The sequence below is a fragment of the Flavobacterium fontis genome (assembly GCF_900129405.1).
Lineage (GTDB): Bacteria > Bacteroidota > Bacteroidia > Flavobacteriales > Flavobacteriaceae > Flavobacterium > Flavobacterium fontis.
In genome coordinates, this window is sequence record NZ_FQVQ01000005.1 from 18,384 (window position 1) to 33,068 (window position 14,685).

Annotated in this window: 17 protein-coding genes; 8 read left to right on the forward strand and 9 right to left on the reverse strand. The window is 41.8% G+C overall.

The window, feature by feature from the left end; genetic code table 11:
• Positions 1–60: 60 nt before the first annotated feature.
• A complete protein-coding gene (locus tag BUC17_RS05690) occupies positions 61–1,257 on the forward strand; it encodes an LETM1-related biofilm-associated protein (protein WP_073362490.1) in 1,197 nt (398 codons plus the stop codon).
• On the opposite strand, the gene can is transcribed toward BUC17_RS05690, so the two are convergent.
• From can to BUC17_RS05705, 3 genes are all read right to left on the reverse strand, one after another.
• On the reverse strand, positions 1,254–1,892 hold the full coding sequence (can, locus tag BUC17_RS05695) for a carbonate dehydratase (RefSeq protein ID WP_073362492.1): 639 nt from the start codon (positions 1,890–1,892) through the stop codon (positions 1,254–1,256). The genes BUC17_RS05690 and can overlap by 4 nt on opposite strands.
• Positions 1,893–1,920: 28 nt before the next feature.
• Entirely contained in the window at positions 1,921–3,564 is a 1,644-nt protein-coding gene (locus tag BUC17_RS05700) for a SulP family inorganic anion transporter (RefSeq protein ID WP_073362494.1), read from the reverse strand.
• Positions 3,565–3,811: 247 nt separating this feature from the next.
• The gene (locus tag BUC17_RS05705; RefSeq protein WP_073362496.1) at positions 3,812–4,291 is read right to left on the reverse strand and encodes a Dps family protein; all 480 of its coding nucleotides are present in this window, start codon (positions 4,289–4,291) and stop codon (positions 3,812–3,814) included.
• A 136-nt stretch (positions 4,292–4,427) separates the two neighbouring features.
• On the opposite strand from BUC17_RS05705, the gene BUC17_RS05710 reads away from it, so the two are divergent.
• Positions 4,428–5,369 carry a LysR substrate-binding domain-containing protein gene (locus BUC17_RS05710; protein ID WP_073362498.1) on the forward strand — a complete coding sequence of 314 codons (942 nt, stop codon included), beginning with the start codon at positions 4,428–4,430 and terminating at the stop codon, positions 5,367–5,369.
• A gap of 10 nt (positions 5,370–5,379) precedes the next feature.
• Here the strand turns inward: BUC17_RS05710 and BUC17_RS05715 are convergent, their stop codons facing one another.
• From BUC17_RS05715 to BUC17_RS05735, 5 genes are all read right to left on the reverse strand, one after another.
• A complete protein-coding gene (locus BUC17_RS05715) occupies positions 5,380–5,595 on the reverse strand; it encodes a hypothetical protein (RefSeq protein WP_073362499.1) in 216 nt (71 codons plus the stop codon).
• Positions 5,596–5,805: 210 nt separating this feature from the next.
• Entirely contained in the window at positions 5,806–6,003 is a 198-nt protein-coding gene (locus BUC17_RS05720; protein WP_073362501.1) for a hypothetical protein, read from the reverse strand.
• Between the two features lie 112 nt (positions 6,004–6,115).
• Complete coding sequence (gene mnmD, locus BUC17_RS05725) at positions 6,116–6,778, reverse strand: tRNA (5-methylaminomethyl-2-thiouridine)(34)-methyltransferase MnmC2 (RefSeq protein ID WP_073362502.1); 663 nt, start codon at positions 6,776–6,778, stop codon at positions 6,116–6,118.
• On the reverse strand, positions 6,778–7,254 hold the full coding sequence (locus tag BUC17_RS05730; RefSeq protein ID WP_083544766.1) for a hypothetical protein: 477 nt from the start codon (positions 7,252–7,254) through the stop codon (positions 6,778–6,780). Before BUC17_RS05730 ends, mnmD begins: the two co-directional genes overlap by 1 nt.
• Before the next feature lies 1 nt (position 7,255).
• The gene (locus tag BUC17_RS05735) at positions 7,256–7,771 is read right to left on the reverse strand and encodes a DUF4920 domain-containing protein (RefSeq protein WP_073362504.1); all 516 of its coding nucleotides are present in this window, start codon (positions 7,769–7,771) and stop codon (positions 7,256–7,258) included.
• Between the two features lie 225 nt (positions 7,772–7,996).
• Here BUC17_RS05735 and BUC17_RS05740 point away from each other — a divergent pair, with 225 nt between their 5' ends.
• From BUC17_RS05740 to BUC17_RS05760, 5 genes are read left to right on the forward strand one after another with little or no spacing between them, the layout of a single operon-like run.
• The gene (locus BUC17_RS05740) at positions 7,997–9,064 is read left to right on the forward strand and encodes a branched-chain amino acid aminotransferase (RefSeq protein ID WP_073362505.1); all 1,068 of its coding nucleotides are present in this window, start codon (positions 7,997–7,999) and stop codon (positions 9,062–9,064) included.
• A gap of 60 nt (positions 9,065–9,124) precedes the next feature.
• Positions 9,125–9,586: a hypothetical protein gene (locus BUC17_RS05745; RefSeq protein ID WP_143161726.1), complete on the forward strand. Its 462-nt coding sequence runs from the start codon at positions 9,125–9,127 to the stop codon at positions 9,584–9,586.
• A gap of 40 nt (positions 9,587–9,626) precedes the next feature.
• On the forward strand, positions 9,627–10,253 hold the full coding sequence (locus BUC17_RS05750) for a hypothetical protein (RefSeq protein ID WP_143161727.1): 627 nt from the start codon (positions 9,627–9,629) through the stop codon (positions 10,251–10,253).
• Positions 10,254–10,263: 10 nt separating this feature from the next.
• Entirely contained in the window at positions 10,264–10,857 is a 594-nt protein-coding gene (locus BUC17_RS05755; protein ID WP_073362510.1) for a hypothetical protein, read from the forward strand.
• A gap of 40 nt (positions 10,858–10,897) precedes the next feature.
• Entirely contained in the window at positions 10,898–11,428 is a 531-nt protein-coding gene (locus BUC17_RS05760; protein ID WP_073362512.1) for a hypothetical protein, read from the forward strand.
• A gap of 55 nt (positions 11,429–11,483) precedes the next feature.
• On the opposite strand, the gene BUC17_RS05765 is transcribed toward BUC17_RS05760, so the two are convergent.
• Positions 11,484–12,968: an aminotransferase class V-fold PLP-dependent enzyme gene (locus tag BUC17_RS05765; protein ID WP_073362703.1), complete on the reverse strand. Its 1,485-nt coding sequence runs from the start codon at positions 12,966–12,968 to the stop codon at positions 11,484–11,486.
• Between the two features lie 146 nt (positions 12,969–13,114).
• Between BUC17_RS05765 and BUC17_RS05770 the strand changes: the two genes are divergently transcribed.
• The gene (locus BUC17_RS05770; RefSeq protein WP_073362514.1) at positions 13,115–14,683 is read left to right on the forward strand and encodes a protein adenylyltransferase SelO; all 1,569 of its coding nucleotides are present in this window, start codon (positions 13,115–13,117) and stop codon (positions 14,681–14,683) included.
• The last annotated feature ends 2 nt before the right edge of the window (positions 14,684–14,685 follow it).

The window sequence follows — 14,685 nt, forward strand, 5'->3', positions numbered from 1 at the left end:
CACCCTTTGACGGCTTTATAAGTTGCCTATTCCCAATGCTCTCCCAAACGCCATGGCCCCATGATTAACCCCTCAGTACACGGTTGGATTGAAAAGTATTTCGTTGAAGTGGCTTTGCCGCATTTGCGAGACAACCTCACCGCGGAAAATTGGTACGAGGAACTGCGCGATACGGGCTTCATTTATGGACATACCCTTCAATTACCGGGTATTCCCCCCGAGACCAATAACCTTTGGTCGGTAGAAGAACGTTCCAAAATTGCGCTGCTGTATGCATTGTTTGCCGTGTATCAATTTACCACAACACAACAAGATCGATTGGATTTTACACAAAAGGCCAGCGCATTTTACCAAGAAATGTCCCCTGTTGGAATAGGACAATTGTGGAAAAATCTATTACCCGCCACACCTGCACAAAAGCTCGAAAGTTTTATCGATGGCCGGGTACAAACAAACAAAGATATTTTTCGTAAAAACTTTTCCCATATTGTAACCAATGCGTTACTTTTTGTTGATGTCCTTGCGTTTCGGCATTTCCTCCTCAAAGGAAGTATCCCCGAAAAGTATTTGAAACGTATCGAGGAAACCTTGATGGGACTGGTCTCGTTGGCGTTACGATTCAAAGGAGAAAAAACAGTACATGACGATTTGTTGATCAAACTTTTTGATGCCTCCGTGCGCTATACCAAATTTTCAAAAATCAACATCACCGGAATTCAACAACTACCGTTTGAGGCGTTTAAAGACCCGCTTGAATCCTATTATTTTCTGGATATGGCTGCCTTAGCTTTATGGAATGATGGAAAGATTGAAAATGAGGAAAAGTATTTTGTATATGCCTTGGGGGAGCATTTACAAGTGGACGATACTTTTACCGAAACAGCTCTCGCATTTACCCACCGTTTTATCAGTACGCATCGCTCGGAAATGCACTATTTTAACTATTCACATCCGGTGAAGCATTTTTATGATCAAACAGCACAAAGTGTCATTTTTTTGATCAAACGCAATAAAAAAAGATTAACCAAAGAAATTCGGGAAAGCAAGGAACTCATGCAGTTATTGGCCCAATCTACACAACGCGATTTGGATGCCGAAGAAAAAAAGAAAATCAAAAAACAACTGTTGGATGTCTGTAAAACCATCCCTTCGTTGACCATTTTCTTATTGCCAGGCGGAAGTTTACTGCTCCCTTTGTTGATCAAATTTATTCCGCAGCTTCTCCCTTCGGCTTTTAATGAAAATTTGGAGGATTAAAGCTTCAAGCGATAGACTTCATCCAAATCAACGTTGGACGTTAAATTAACATCCAAATCGGTGACATAACCTGAATTGAGTCCATACACCCACCCATGAAGGGTCAAATCCTGTCCGTTACGCCAAGCGGCTTGCACAATAGACGTTTTGGCCAAATCAAAAACCTGCTCTTGCACGTTGATTTCCACAAAACGATTAAAGCGTTCTTCCTCATCCACGATAGCGTTTAGGTATTCTTCATGCATGCGGTAAACGTCTTTGATATGGCGAATCCAATTGTCGATTATTCCAATGGATTGGTTGCCCATAGAAGCTTTTATTCCCCCACATCCATAATGCCCACAGACCAAGATATGCTTCACTTTCAACACATTGACCGCATAATCCAAAACACTCAACATGTTCATATCGGTATGCACCACCATGTTTGCAATGTTGCGATGCACAAATACTTCTCCCGGTTTGGCCCCAATAATCTCATTGGCAGGCACGCGACTATCCGAACAACCGATCCAAAGTAACGGGGGTTGTTGCCCTTTGGACAAATCCTTGAAGTAATCGGGGTCTAGGGCTAATTGGGATTCGACCCACTTTTTGTTGTTATCTAAAATCTTCTTGTAAAAATCTTGGCTCATGGGAAAGGTTGGTTAGGTCGGTGGGTTGTTACGATTCTTTTTTCTTGATGACAGGTTCCATACGACGTCGCAATACATTGTAGCGCTGCTCGATAGTCACAAAATTCTGGTCTTCAAAATTTTCAATATCGTAATGCTCTTTAAAGCCGATTAATTTCAGTTTAATTTGGCGACTGGGGGCAATCACATCCCGAAACTCCTTTATCAAATCCTGTACATCATGTGCAATGTAAACCGTTTGCGAAGCATCGATAATTACATGAGATTCTTCGGGGAGTTGGCGCAACGTCGTTTTAATTGATGTTTTATTGAGAAACGAAACTTCCTGTGCCAAATCAATATGAATCACGTCGCCCGGTTGGTAGTCGGTGGCGCGAAAAACATAGGCCCGTTTCATATTTCCCCAAATGATAAAGAGAACATTGATAAGCAATCCCAACGCTACTCCTTTCAACAAATCGGTAAAAACAACCCCGATAAATGTGGCCACAAAAGGAATGTATTGAAATTTTCCACGGTGGTAAAAATGCAAAAACATTTTGGGATTGGCCAATTTATAACCGACCAGCAACAATACTGCCGCCAGCGTCGCTTTGGGTATCCAATTCAAAAGGTGGGGAATGGTTACCGCACAAAGTAGTAACAATAATCCATGAATGATGGCTGCCATTTTGGTTTTGGCTCCAGCCGCCTGATTGGCCGAAGTACGCACAACTACTGAAGTCATGGGTAACCCGCCCAACAAACCACTCACGATATTCCCGATACCTTGCGCTTTCAACTCCAAATTGGTGTTGGTAAAACGTTTTTCGGGATCCATTCGATCGGCAGCTTCAATACACAACAAGGTTTCAATGGAAGCGACAACGGTTATTGTAAAAGCTATCATCCATAATTTGGGATGGCCTAATTGATTAAAATCGGGAAAAATAAAGGTGCTTTTCCAAGCGGCAAGAGAATCCGGAACGGGAAGCTGAACCAAGTGATCGTGGTGCAAGGCCCAAGGATGATGTAAACTGTTCCAATAGCTGTTGAGTACAATACCTACAAGGACTGCAATGAGAGCGGGAGGCACGAAAGGTATTTTTTGCACCCCTTTAATTTTGGGCCAACCCAGCAAGATACCCAAGGATAGTATAGCAATCAACAGCGCTCCAGGTTCGATATGCTGATGCAACGCCCAAAGTTCGCTCAACGTATTTTGACCGTCGTTTTGCAAAAAAGCTTCATCCCCTTCAAAATCGGGGTCGTACCCAAAGGCGTGTGGTAATTGTTTTAGAAAAATTATAACGCCTATACCTGCCAACATGCCCTCAATGACATTGTTGGGGAAATAGTTGGAAAGCGTTCCTGCTCTTAAAAATCCTAAGAGTACCTGAAAAATACCGGCCAAAACAACAGCTGCAAAAAATAAGGGCAAAGAACCCAAATCGTGAATGGCGGCAAAAACGATAGCAGTAAGTCCCGCAGCAGGCCCCGAAACACTTAAAGGTGAATTGCTAATTGCTGCGACCACAATACCGCCCACTACGCCTGAAATTATTCCAGAAAACAAAGGCGCTCCACTCGCTAAAGCAATGCCTAAACACAAGGGTAAAGCGACCAAGAATACGACTAGACCTGCGGCAAAATCGGACTTTAAATGAGCGAATAGTGAAGTTGTTTTAGACATGCGCACGATGAACAAGGGAAAGGGTTGAAGAATTTAGCATCGTTGCTAACCGTTTGATGAAAAACGAAAGAGCTGGAGAGCACCCCTCTTTTTTCATACCAATACTGGGAATACATTGCACAAGCACTGTGGGCAATCCCGACAGCACTAACTGAAAACGTCCAAAAACAAAATCAAAGCAAATCACTAAACAAAAATAGCCATTCCGAGAGAATACGAAAGACTATTTTGAAAAATTAAACAAGTCTTAAATTTCACGTTCTAGCCAAGCGCTCAACATCCAAATGGTTTTTTCCTGTTCTACGATAAAATCACTCATCATACTGGTTGTCCCTTCGTCATTGATGGCGTCGGCCAATTGTAAAATCTTCCGTTCTCTTGCTAATAATTGCGGTAAACATTCCAAAAGTAGCGCAATGGCGGCTTCATCACTCGAAACATTGCGCCCAATGGGCAACTGACTTTGTGCTGTGTAGTCCTCAAAGGTATGCAAAGGTGTGCTTCCTAAAGTGAGGACACGCTCGGCAATCAAATCTATTCTCAACTGACTATCATTGTAAAGCTCTTCAAATTTTAAATGCAAATCAAAAAAGCGTTTCCCACGGATGTTCCAATGCAAGCCGCGTAAATTTTGATAATAAACTTGAAAATTGGCGAGTAACCGATTCAATTCAGCAGCAATGACTTCAGTTTCTTTTTGGGGTAATCCCAAGCTATTGTGTTTCATAAAAGTTTCTTTTTTTGCGGTTGGTAGGCTTTAAAAAACGTTACCATGATTTATTTGTCAAAAGTATCCCAATTTATACGTGAATAAGTATAAGTTAAATTGATAGTTTTTATATTTGCATCAAATTTCATTATAAATGACCATCACACAATTGCACTATGTGCTCGCTGTAGCAGAACATCGAAACTTTACCTTGGCGGCTGAGAAATGTTTTGTCACCCAACCCACGTTGAGTATGCAGATACAAAAGATAGAAGACGAATTGGGCGTTCTGATATTTGACCGCAGTAAAAAACCGATTCAACTCACCGATATTGGGCAGAAAATTGTACACCAAGCGAAGAATATTGTCAATGAAGCCGATCGGATTCAGGATATTGTAGACCAGCAAAAAGGCTTTGTAGGCGGTGAATTTCATTTGGGAATCATTCCGACGATCATGCCCACATTGTTGCCTATGTTTTTGACTAATTTTATCAAAAAATACCCCAAAGTGCAACTAATTATTGAGGAGTTGAATACGGAGGATATCATTTTCAAACTCAATAATGGTCATTTGGATGCGGCTATTGCAGCAACCCCTTTACACGAAGAAAAAATCAAAGAAATCGTATTGTATTTTGAACCTTTTGTGGCTTACATTCCGGAGCACCACAACCATTTTGCTAAAAAAGAGATTCAAATTGAGGACTTGGATGTAGATGAGTTGCTCTTGTTGCAAGACGGGCATTGTTTTCGGGATAGCGTTTTGAATTTATGCAAACGAAAAACTGACGACAAACGTTCGCATTTTCAATTGGAAAGTGGCAGCTTTGAAACCTTAATCAAACTGGCAGACGAAGGTTTGGGTACCACCTTACTTCCTTATTTGCACACTTTGGATTTGAAGGAAAGTGATCGAGCTAAATTGAGGCACTTTGTCGAACCCAAACCGGCGCGTGAGGTGAGTCTCATTTATCCTAAAAACGAATTAAAAATTCACCTCATTGATGCCCTACGCACAACAATTTCGGGGGTTGTACGCGGTGCAATTGCGTTTCAAAATGTTCAAATTGTCAGTCCGAAACCCACAAAATAAAAAAGGCGTCTTAACAGACGCCTTTTTGCTCTAAGGGAACCTCGGTCAAACATTGCCTGAGTTCCGGTCGGTTATCGGTATAGAATTGCAGCCACTTGTGCAACAATTCGATTTCATAAGGCAGCAAATTACTGGCGGCCTTTTTCAACTTTCTTTTGAAACGTTCGGGGCTGAGGCTTACACGCTCCAATTCTGATTTCGTGTAATCGTAAATCAATCTGGGCATAGCATTTAGGGTTTAAAAGGTTAAGTTACTAATAGATTGGGATAGTAAAAGTAACTTGTTCTTTTGAATTGACCAAACATTTTTCCAAAAAAATATCGTTGAAATGCTATTTTTATCGCTAAAATGCTATTTTTTATTTTTACCGTATATTTTTCTTACAAAAACAAAAGACTGCATAAAAAAAGGGAGCCGTTTAAACTCCCTTTAGTTTTATCCGTTAATACTCCGTATACATTGGCGTAATTCCGGTTTTCCTTCCGTAAATCGAAGGACCCATTCGGTGAGTTCTTCGAGTTCGTAAGGCAATAAAACCCGAACCGCTTTTTCTAATTCTTTACAAAAAAGGGTCGCATCAAAGCTGACACGCTCGAGCACCGATTTTGTAAATTCATAAATAGCTCTTGGCATAGTCTGACAATTTATGGGTTAGACTTCAGATAGCGTTGGGGTAAGAACGTATACAAATCCTAGATTCGTATTTCAAATGTATTAAATTTTTGTGAGGATTGCCAATTTTAACTTAGTTTTTAAAAGCTCTTAACATTTCGCGTTTGCCGGGTGCGCCGGGAAGTTTTTCTACGGTAAATCCCGCTTCCAACATCGCTTTTCGAATACTGGTTCGGCAGGCGTAGGTTACCAGCACCCCACCCTTTCGCAAGGCGTTATATACTTTTTGAAACATCGGATAGTCCCATAACTCGGGTTGTACACGAAATCCAAAGGCATCAAAGTACACCAAATCATACCGATCGTTTTCGTTCAACTCTTGAAAAAATTGGTGTCGTTTGGTTAGCGTAAAATCAGCGCTGAGTGCCATTGGTTCGTTCCACGGAAGTTGATGCATCTTCTCAAAAATAGAGTGATGGTGTCCAACCTGTAAAGCCGAAGGATAATTCATTTGGGCTGCTTCCTCGAGTGTTATGGGATACGCTTCGAGTCCAACATAATCAATGGACTGCCCGCGCTTTTCATGTTCTAGCCACGTAATAAACGCATTGAGTCCCGTACCAAAGCCCATTTCTAAAACAGCAACAGACTTTCCCTCAAACAGAGAAAGTCCGCTGTGTATAAATACGTGATACGCTTCTTGTATCGCGCCGTGTTTCGAATGGTAGTTCTCCTCCCACTCGGGAATATGGAGCGTTGTTGAACCGTCGGCGGTATGGAGTATTTGACGTTTCACTAGGGAATGTACAACTTTTTGATACGCACCAAAGGTCCCCCGCATTTTTGCTCATGGCATTGGACACAAGCATCGATTCCTGCGTTGAAATGGGCTTTGGCATTTTTGGGATCGGCATACAACTGCTTCTGTGCTTCGATGTAGGCTTTGGCACGGGCTTTAAAAAAAGCATCATTTTCGGAGGGATCGGTCATAGCTGCCGTGTGGATTTTCAAGTAATGCTCAGGAAAACTCCCCACCGATTCCCCTTTGATAATTCGTTCGCGCAAACGCTTATTATCGACATACATCTGCTCCATCAAAGCCGCCATTTCGGTCATTTGATACATTTCAAACCCATCCTCATCCTTGACGGTTTTGGGTTTTTCACAAGCTTCTTTTGTAATCGTATCCTTTTTTTCAGCTTTGGGAGTTTCCTTTTGTTGGCAAGAAAGTAAAGCCATACCAACGAGGAAGCTGAGTATAATTTGTTTCATATTATTTTTTCAAATAAACGCCTGTTGCGGTAAACGCATAGGTAATTTCAGGCTTGGTAATTTTTGCGATTTCCTCTTTAGATTTTCCACCGTCTTTGGCGTAATGCTTTAATTCATCAACAGAAACCACATCGACAAAGGCTTTTCCGCGTACAATTGCCTCGGCATTGTCAGCATTTAGTGGAACAAAAAATCCGTAATCTTGAAAACGCACAAAGGATTCTTCAGATCCGCCAAGATCCAAACGCATCCAACAGCCTTTCTTTTTACAAACGGAATTGATTTTGGACTTGAAAACGACCGTTAAAGTATCGCCTTTCTTTAAGCCTTTGTATTTTTTCAACATTTGCTTCTCGGTCAATACCTTTTTGATTTCAAATTTTTCACCAAACAATTTGTAATCGTTGGCGTTGTAAGCTGCCGTTGCTTTTTTGGCTTGCTTTTTTTGCTCTTGGGCTTCAATAGATACGCCTACAATAAGTAAGGCTACGACAAATAAAAATCCTATTTTTTTCATTTTTGAGTATTTAAAGGACTACAAAGTTATAATCTTCTTAGTAACAGGCGGTATTTCAACGCTTTTTTTTCATCAAAAGCACTAAAATCAAATGGCGAATGAAAATGCTTAATGTTTTCAGGCAAAAGCCGACCAACCTATATTTTTTTTTAGTAGTTTAGCCAAAAACCAAAACAACACACCAACTTCTTTTATCCCAGCATTGATGCGGGCTTTATGATTATAATGGATGCAGCAAATACCCCTGAAATTACCTTTTTAAAGGCGTCAACTTCCAAAATTGATTCCGTAGATTTTGAAAATCTTACGTTTGGCAATGTTTTTACCGACCACATGTTGGTTTGTGACTTCAAAGACGGACAATGGCAGTCCCCGATTATCAAACCTTATGAGCCTTTTTTAATCGATCCTTCGGCTAAAGTTTTTCACTACGGACAAGCGATTTTTGAGGGTATGAAAGCCTATCGCGATGCAGACGATCAGGTTTGGTTATTCCGTCCGGATCAGAATATGGATCGCTTCAACAAATCGGCTACTCGCTTGGCTATGCCCGAAGTTCCCGAATCCCTTTTCATCGGAGGACTTCAACAACTTGTTGCTATAGAAAAAGCTTGGGTGAAAGGTGGCAAAGGAAATTCCCTTTACATTCGTCCGTTTATGATTGCTATTGGTTCGGGAGTGATTGCCCAACCTTCGACACAATACCGATTCATGATTATTCTTTCACCCGCAAAATCATACTATTCGGGCGAAGTGAAAGTAATTATTGCCGAGCATTACAGTCGTGCAGCCAATGGTGGAATCGGTGCTGCCAAAGCCGCTGGGAACTATTCGGCTCAATTTTACCCCACAAAATTAGCCAACGAACAAGGATTCCAACAAATCATTTGGACCGATGACGCAACCCATACCAAATTGGAAGAGGCGGGAACGATGAATGTATTTTTCCGAATTAATGATACCTTAATTACAGCCCCCACGAGTGAGCGAATTTTGGATGGTGTTACCCGTAAATCCTTGATTGATTTGGCGCAAAAGGAGGGCATTGCTGTGGAAGTCCGTTCGCTTACTGTAGCTGAGCTTGTTCAGGCCGCACAAGAAGGTAGTTTAAAAGAAATGTTTGGCGCCGGAACAGCCGCAGTGGTGAGTCCGATTAAAGGTTTTCAATACCAGGATCACTACTACGAACTCACCCCGCAAGAGCAACCGATGGCTTTATTTCTCAAAGAAAAACTCACGAATATTCAATACAAACTGGAAGACGATCCTTTTGGTTGGACGGTTCACGTATAATCCTAAATATTTTAAATAATTTTCGTGCAAAAAATGCGTTATACCCAAAAACCAACGGTTATGCGCACCCTTGTATTTGTTTTTACTTTTTTGTCGAGTCAACTTCTTTTTAGCCAAGCCGATATTCGCGAACCTGGTGATCGCATAGATATGGTGATGGAATTAATGCACCCGAATACCCAACTCGAATTGCGTTTTGAGATGAATCAGGTAAATAGGATTGATAAGAAAATGGTGTTGGTAACGTTCCTTCCATCCGATAAGATTACGCAAGTCAGATTGCTTTTTGAAGACAAAACGGTTACCTTTTTAAAAGCATGGAATGTGGTCCACCTCGCAGGAGTTATCAAAGACACCCAACAATACGCCTTAGAAATTAAAATCACACCCGATTTACAAAACCTTCTTTTAACCAAAGATTTAAAAGCCATTCAATTGGACCAACATAACATCCCCATCACCTACAATCCTAAAGAGGACAATTTAAGAGCTTTTATGAATGAATTAAAGCGTTTTGATTAGCGCGATTTCGTATTTTTACGCGTTCAACAATCATTTTCTTTTGAAAAAAATAATCCTCCTAGCCATCGTAAGTGTACTCTTGAGTTGCCAATCCAAAACCCAAGAAACCCTTGAAGAGGCTAATACTTTGGCAACTGATACTTTAGCCAACCAACCTGTACATTCACCTGAAGCTTTCAACAAGCAACTCCTGTCGGGTGGATTTTTGAACTATGCCGAATCGAAAAAACCGGTTACTGAAAATGAACTGAATATATATGATGAAAGCACCAACAAATATGTCTATGTGGATGCTGAAGCATTAGCGGAGTTTGATTTTTCATTTTACAACAACCAAATAAACCGCATGTTGAAAAAACGCAACATTCAAATTCCGTTGCGGGTATCGCCCGATGCTGATAAAACCTTTAGTGTGATTTTGGGAGAAAAAAAGATTCCGCTTTACACGGCAGCTGCTTTAAAAAACGGTACGCATTGGGTGGAAGGTCCACGGGTATTTTTTTGTGCGCTCAATGGGCAATTGAAACGTAAAAATTGTCAAGAGCAATTTTACTTACTGTATGAAGGCACCAATGACTTATCGGTTTTTTTACTCACCCCCGCGGAGCATGCCATTTTAAAAGAAATTTATAAAAACGATCCTAAAGAAATTCCAGTACTTCCTTAATCCTTTTGCCATGGAAAACACCACTACATCCCATCCTCTTGCCGAACAATTATGGAAAGGAGCTGCCGCTTTTTTAAAGCATGAACAAACCCATGACGGCAGTATTGTTGACGGATTGGATATTTACGGAAAAGTATCGGAGGAAGACGATCAGTTCAATGCCGTTAGTTTGGTATTTATCGAAGCAAACGCCGATGAAGATCCGAACAACAAAGCTTTAAAAGATACTTTATTGCATGCGATTACCTCCATTATTGGGGCAAATTACAAAAAAGAGCATCTTCATTTTTTAGAAGAACTAGCGCAAACCGAAAAGACAGGTCGAGGCATCCACGCCTTAGACTATTACCTTCGCTTAGGGAGTTATCACGAATCACTTCGACCGCAAGTCATTGATTTTGTAGTGAATAATTATACTGGTTTTTCAAGTGAGCAACTCAATCTAACAGGGTTTTACCTTTATAATGTTTACCCCAAAACACAAGAGTATTTTTCGCTTTTTCAAACCATTGTCAACTTCCACAAAGGAATTGCTCCAGAAAAAAATGAAAATCCGATGGGCTACCTCGAACCCGAAACCAAACCTTGGTGGAAATTTTGGTAAGTTATTGTAAATTTAAAATTTGATCATAAATCCTTCGCTTATGAAACGTATTCTTTTCCTGGTAACTATTCTAAGTTTTGCCACCGCTTGTCAGCAAAACCCAAAAGCAGCAGCTACAGGCAATTTGCCATTTTACACTTTCGACCAAGTCATTCATTATACTGTGCCCGTCTCCAAAAGTGAACTCGATAGCATCATTGGTAAGTCTGAAAAATCCCGAAAAGAATTGGGCTTGTTGCAAATTGTCACTGGGAACATTCCGGTTTCTACACAGGATTCATTATTCATAAGCAACATGGATATTCTTGGATTTAAAAAAGAAATTATCGATCCCAAAAAATACCCGGCATTAGAAAAGTTATTTTCGAAACGCGAACCCACACAACCGATTCAACCGACCTGTAAATCGGGTTATACCGATATTTTAGTTTTTCGAAACAAGGGAAAATTCATGGGCTCGGTCAAACTCAATTTTGAATGCCAACGCCATCAAATGGTGGGACAACGCTACAACGACGCCGATTTTGGACAATCGGGAGAATATGAAGCATTGAAGAAGTTGTTGAAATAGCTGCTGAGAGGCTGAGCTTCTGAGCTTCTGAGTTTTCCTATTCAAATTTTCAATTTCATATAAACCAACTTTTCACCATCGCCTTTTCTAACGCTTCAGCATTTCGGTGAGTAAAGTCGTTTTTCTTGGGATTGTACACATAATCCGCTGCCCATTCCTGATGATTTGCTGCCAACTCGATGATGCTTTGGCACACATATTCGATTTCTGCCGAAGTGGTGGTAGGGTGAATCGACATGCGAATCCAGCCCGGTTTTTGGGTTAAATCACCTTCGTCAATGGAGCAGGTCAAAAGATGCGAAGTTTCTTGGTCGACATGCAATAAATAATGTCCGTAGGTTCCGGCACAACTGCATCCGCCACGGGTTTGTATTCCAAAGCGATCATTCAATATTTTCACCCCCAAATTATAATGTAGGTCATGGATATAAAATGAAATCACGCCCAAACGATCGCGATGCTGTCCAGCCAACAACGTAAGATTTTCAACGGGTGCTAAGTGTTCAAAGATATAATCTACCAACTCATGCTCCCGATTCATTATGTTCTCCACCCCCATCGTTTCCTTCAACTGAATAGCAAGAGCCGTCTTAATTACTTGCAAAAATCCAGGCGTTCCGCCATCTTCACGATCTTCGATATCATCGATGTATTTGTGCTCACCCCATGGATTCGTCCAACTCACGGTTCCGCCTCCAGGGCAATCGGGAACATTATTTTTGTACAAGTTTTTGTTGAAAATCAAAACCCCAGAGGTCCCAGGACCACCTAAAAACTTATGCGGCGAGAAAAAAATCGCATCCAAATACGCTTCTGGATCAGCAGGATGCATATCGATGTGAACATAGGGTCCCGAACACGCAAAATCGACAAAACAAACGCCGTTATTTTGGTGCATGATCTTGGCAACTTCATGATACGGTGTGCGAATGCCGGTGACATTGGAACACGAGGTAATTGATGCAATCTTAAAACTACGGTCGGCATATTGCGCGACAACTTTTTTGAATTGTTCCAAACAAAACAATCCGTCTTCATTCGCGGGAATAATCACCACATCGGCAATGGTTTCAATCCAAGAGGTTTGATTGGAATGGTGCTCCATGTGCGACACAAACACCACTGGCTTGATTTCGGTCGGTAAATTGAGATAATCTTTTAAGTTTTCGGGAACTTTCAATCCCAAAATACGTTGAAACTTATTGACTACACCTGTCATTCCCGTACCCGTGTTGATCAACACATCGTTGGGACTTGCATTGACATGACGCTTGATGATTTGTTTGGCTTCATGATAGGCCAAGGTCATTGCGGTTCCAGAAACCGTTGTTTCGGTATGCGTATTGGCTACAAAGGGACCGAAGGTATCCATCAATTTTTCTTCAATCGGACGGTATAAACGACCGCTCGCTGTCCAATCGGTATAAATCAATGGTTTGGTCCCGTAAGGCGTTTCAAATTCTTGGTCTATTCCAATAATTCCTTCGCGAAAAGAGGCAAAATAAGCTTCTAATTCGGTTTTTACAGCCGTGGTAATCATGCGTTTGTTGGTTTGTGGCACAAAGATAATTAAAATAATCGCTGAACTAATCAAAGAAATAAAGCTTGATTTTTTGCACATTCCCAAAAGCTCAGAATCTCAGCATCGCAGCCTCTCAGCAGCTCAAAAAACCCTATCTTTGTAGTATGAAAAAGCTCCATTTCATCCCACGTTTTCAAGAGGCACTCACCCCCGACCCGGAAACAGCCAATTTTGTTCGGCAAGTACCCTTAGCGGATTTTTCTTTTGTGACGCCTCGCATACCCAGCAAACCTTATCTCATTCATGCGGTTACCGAAGTAGCCGAACGCATTGGTTTGGAAATAGAAGACACCAAAAGTACCGACTTTTTACACTATTTCTCCGGTAAAGAAGTATATCCTGACACCCGTCCTTTTGCGATGAATTATGCTGGCCATCAGTTTGGCAATTGGGCCGGACAATTGGGCGACGGGCGAGCGATTGTATTGGGCGAAGTGGAGCACCAAAACCAAGTTTGGACGCTCCAACTCAAGGGCGCGGGCAAAACCCCTTATTCCCGTCGTGGCGATGGATTGGCCGTCTTGCGCTCCTCCATTCGGGAATATCTGTGTGCCGAAGCGATGCATCATTTGGGTGTACCCACTTCACGCTCTTTATCCCTCATCGGAACCGGTGATGAAGTCCTTCGCGATATGCTGTATGATGGCAATGCCGATTATGAAAAAGGTGCCGTCGTGTGCCGTGTTGCCCCTACTTTCATCCGTTTTGGGAGCTTTGAAGTCCACGCCGCACGTCAGGAGCAGGAACAACTGCAACAATTGGCCGACTTTGTGATACGCGAATACCATCCTGAAATTACAAGGGAAGGTCCTGAAAAATATACCGCTTTTTTTAAAACCGTTTGCGAAAAAACCTTGCAATTAATGATCGAATGGCAACGTGTGGGATTTGTACACGGCGTGATGAATACCGACAACATGTCTGTGCACGGAATTACCATTGATTACGGACCCTACGGTTGGTTGGAAGATTACAACCTCAACTGGACACCCAATACCACCGACAGTCAGCACCACCGCTATGCCTATGGCAACCAACCTGATGTGGCGTTGTGGAACCTCATCCAATTGGCCAATGCATTGTACCCGTTAATTGGTGCCGCCGAGCCTTTGGAAACGGTGTTAAATGCCTACGGACGCCAATTTGACGAAGCTTTTTTGCAAATGAACCGCAGTAAACTCGGACTCGCCACGGTGCACGAATCAGACGAAAAGGTAGTGCGGGCTTTTTTAACTTGTTTAGAAAAAATAGAGACAGACTATACGATATTCTTCCGTTTATTGGGCAAAATTGAAAAATCTGACAGTCCTGAAGTCGCCTTAACCAAAATACAAGAAGCCTTTTATACGCAGAGTCAGTGTGTGGGACCCGTAAAAACCGCTTGGTTGGATACGTTTCAACTGTACCTTCAGCGGCTTGCACATGAATCTCAAACAGATGCCGAACGGGCAGCAGCCATGAACCGAGTGAATCCCAAATATGTCTTGCGAAATTACATGGCGCAATTGGCCATAGATGCGGCCAATCAAGACGATTTTAGTTTGATTAATGAATTGCACGAACTCCTTAAAAACCCCTACGACGAGCAACCGGAACACGAGAAATGGTTTACCAAACGTCCGGAATGGGCGCGTACGAAAGTTGGCTGTTCGATGTTGTCGTGCAGTTCGTAGCT

Coding starts and splice junctions, on each gene's coding strand:
- BUC17_RS05755 (WP_073362510.1), top strand. CDS start 10,264: ATGGAAAACACCACTACATCCCATCCTCTTGCCGAACAATTATGGAAA.
- BUC17_RS05700 (WP_073362494.1), bottom strand. CDS start 3,564: ATGTCTAAAACAACTTCACTATTCGCTCATTTAAAGTCCGATTTTGCC.
- can (WP_073362492.1), bottom strand. CDS start 1,892: ATGAGCCAAGATTTTTACAAGAAGATTTTAGATAACAACAAAAAGTGG.
- BUC17_RS05710 (WP_073362498.1), top strand. CDS start 4,428: ATGACCATCACACAATTGCACTATGTGCTCGCTGTAGCAGAACATCGA.
- BUC17_RS05705 (WP_073362496.1), bottom strand. CDS start 4,291: ATGAAACACAATAGCTTGGGATTACCCCAAAAAGAAACTGAAGTCATT.
- BUC17_RS05745 (WP_143161726.1), top strand. CDS start 9,125: ATGCGCACCCTTGTATTTGTTTTTACTTTTTTGTCGAGTCAACTTCTT.
- BUC17_RS05770 (WP_073362514.1), top strand. CDS start 13,115: ATGAAAAAGCTCCATTTCATCCCACGTTTTCAAGAGGCACTCACCCCC.
- BUC17_RS05740 (WP_073362505.1), top strand. CDS start 7,997: ATGGATGCAGCAAATACCCCTGAAATTACCTTTTTAAAGGCGTCAACT.
- BUC17_RS05730 (WP_083544766.1), bottom strand. CDS start 7,254: ATGAAACAAATTATACTCAGCTTCCTCGTTGGTATGGCTTTACTTTCT.
- BUC17_RS05760 (WP_073362512.1), top strand. CDS start 10,898: ATGAAACGTATTCTTTTCCTGGTAACTATTCTAAGTTTTGCCACCGCT.
- BUC17_RS05735 (WP_073362504.1), bottom strand. CDS start 7,771: ATGAAAAAAATAGGATTTTTATTTGTCGTAGCCTTACTTATTGTAGGC.
- BUC17_RS05690 (WP_073362490.1), top strand. CDS start 61: ATGATTAACCCCTCAGTACACGGTTGGATTGAAAAGTATTTCGTTGAA.
- BUC17_RS05715 (WP_073362499.1), bottom strand. CDS start 5,595: ATGCCCAGATTGATTTACGATTACACGAAATCAGAATTGGAGCGTGTA.
- BUC17_RS05765 (WP_073362703.1), bottom strand. CDS start 12,968: ATGATTACCACGGCTGTAAAAACCGAATTAGAAGCTTATTTTGCCTCT.
- BUC17_RS05720 (WP_073362501.1), bottom strand. CDS start 6,003: ATGCCAAGAGCTATTTATGAATTTACAAAATCGGTGCTCGAGCGTGTC.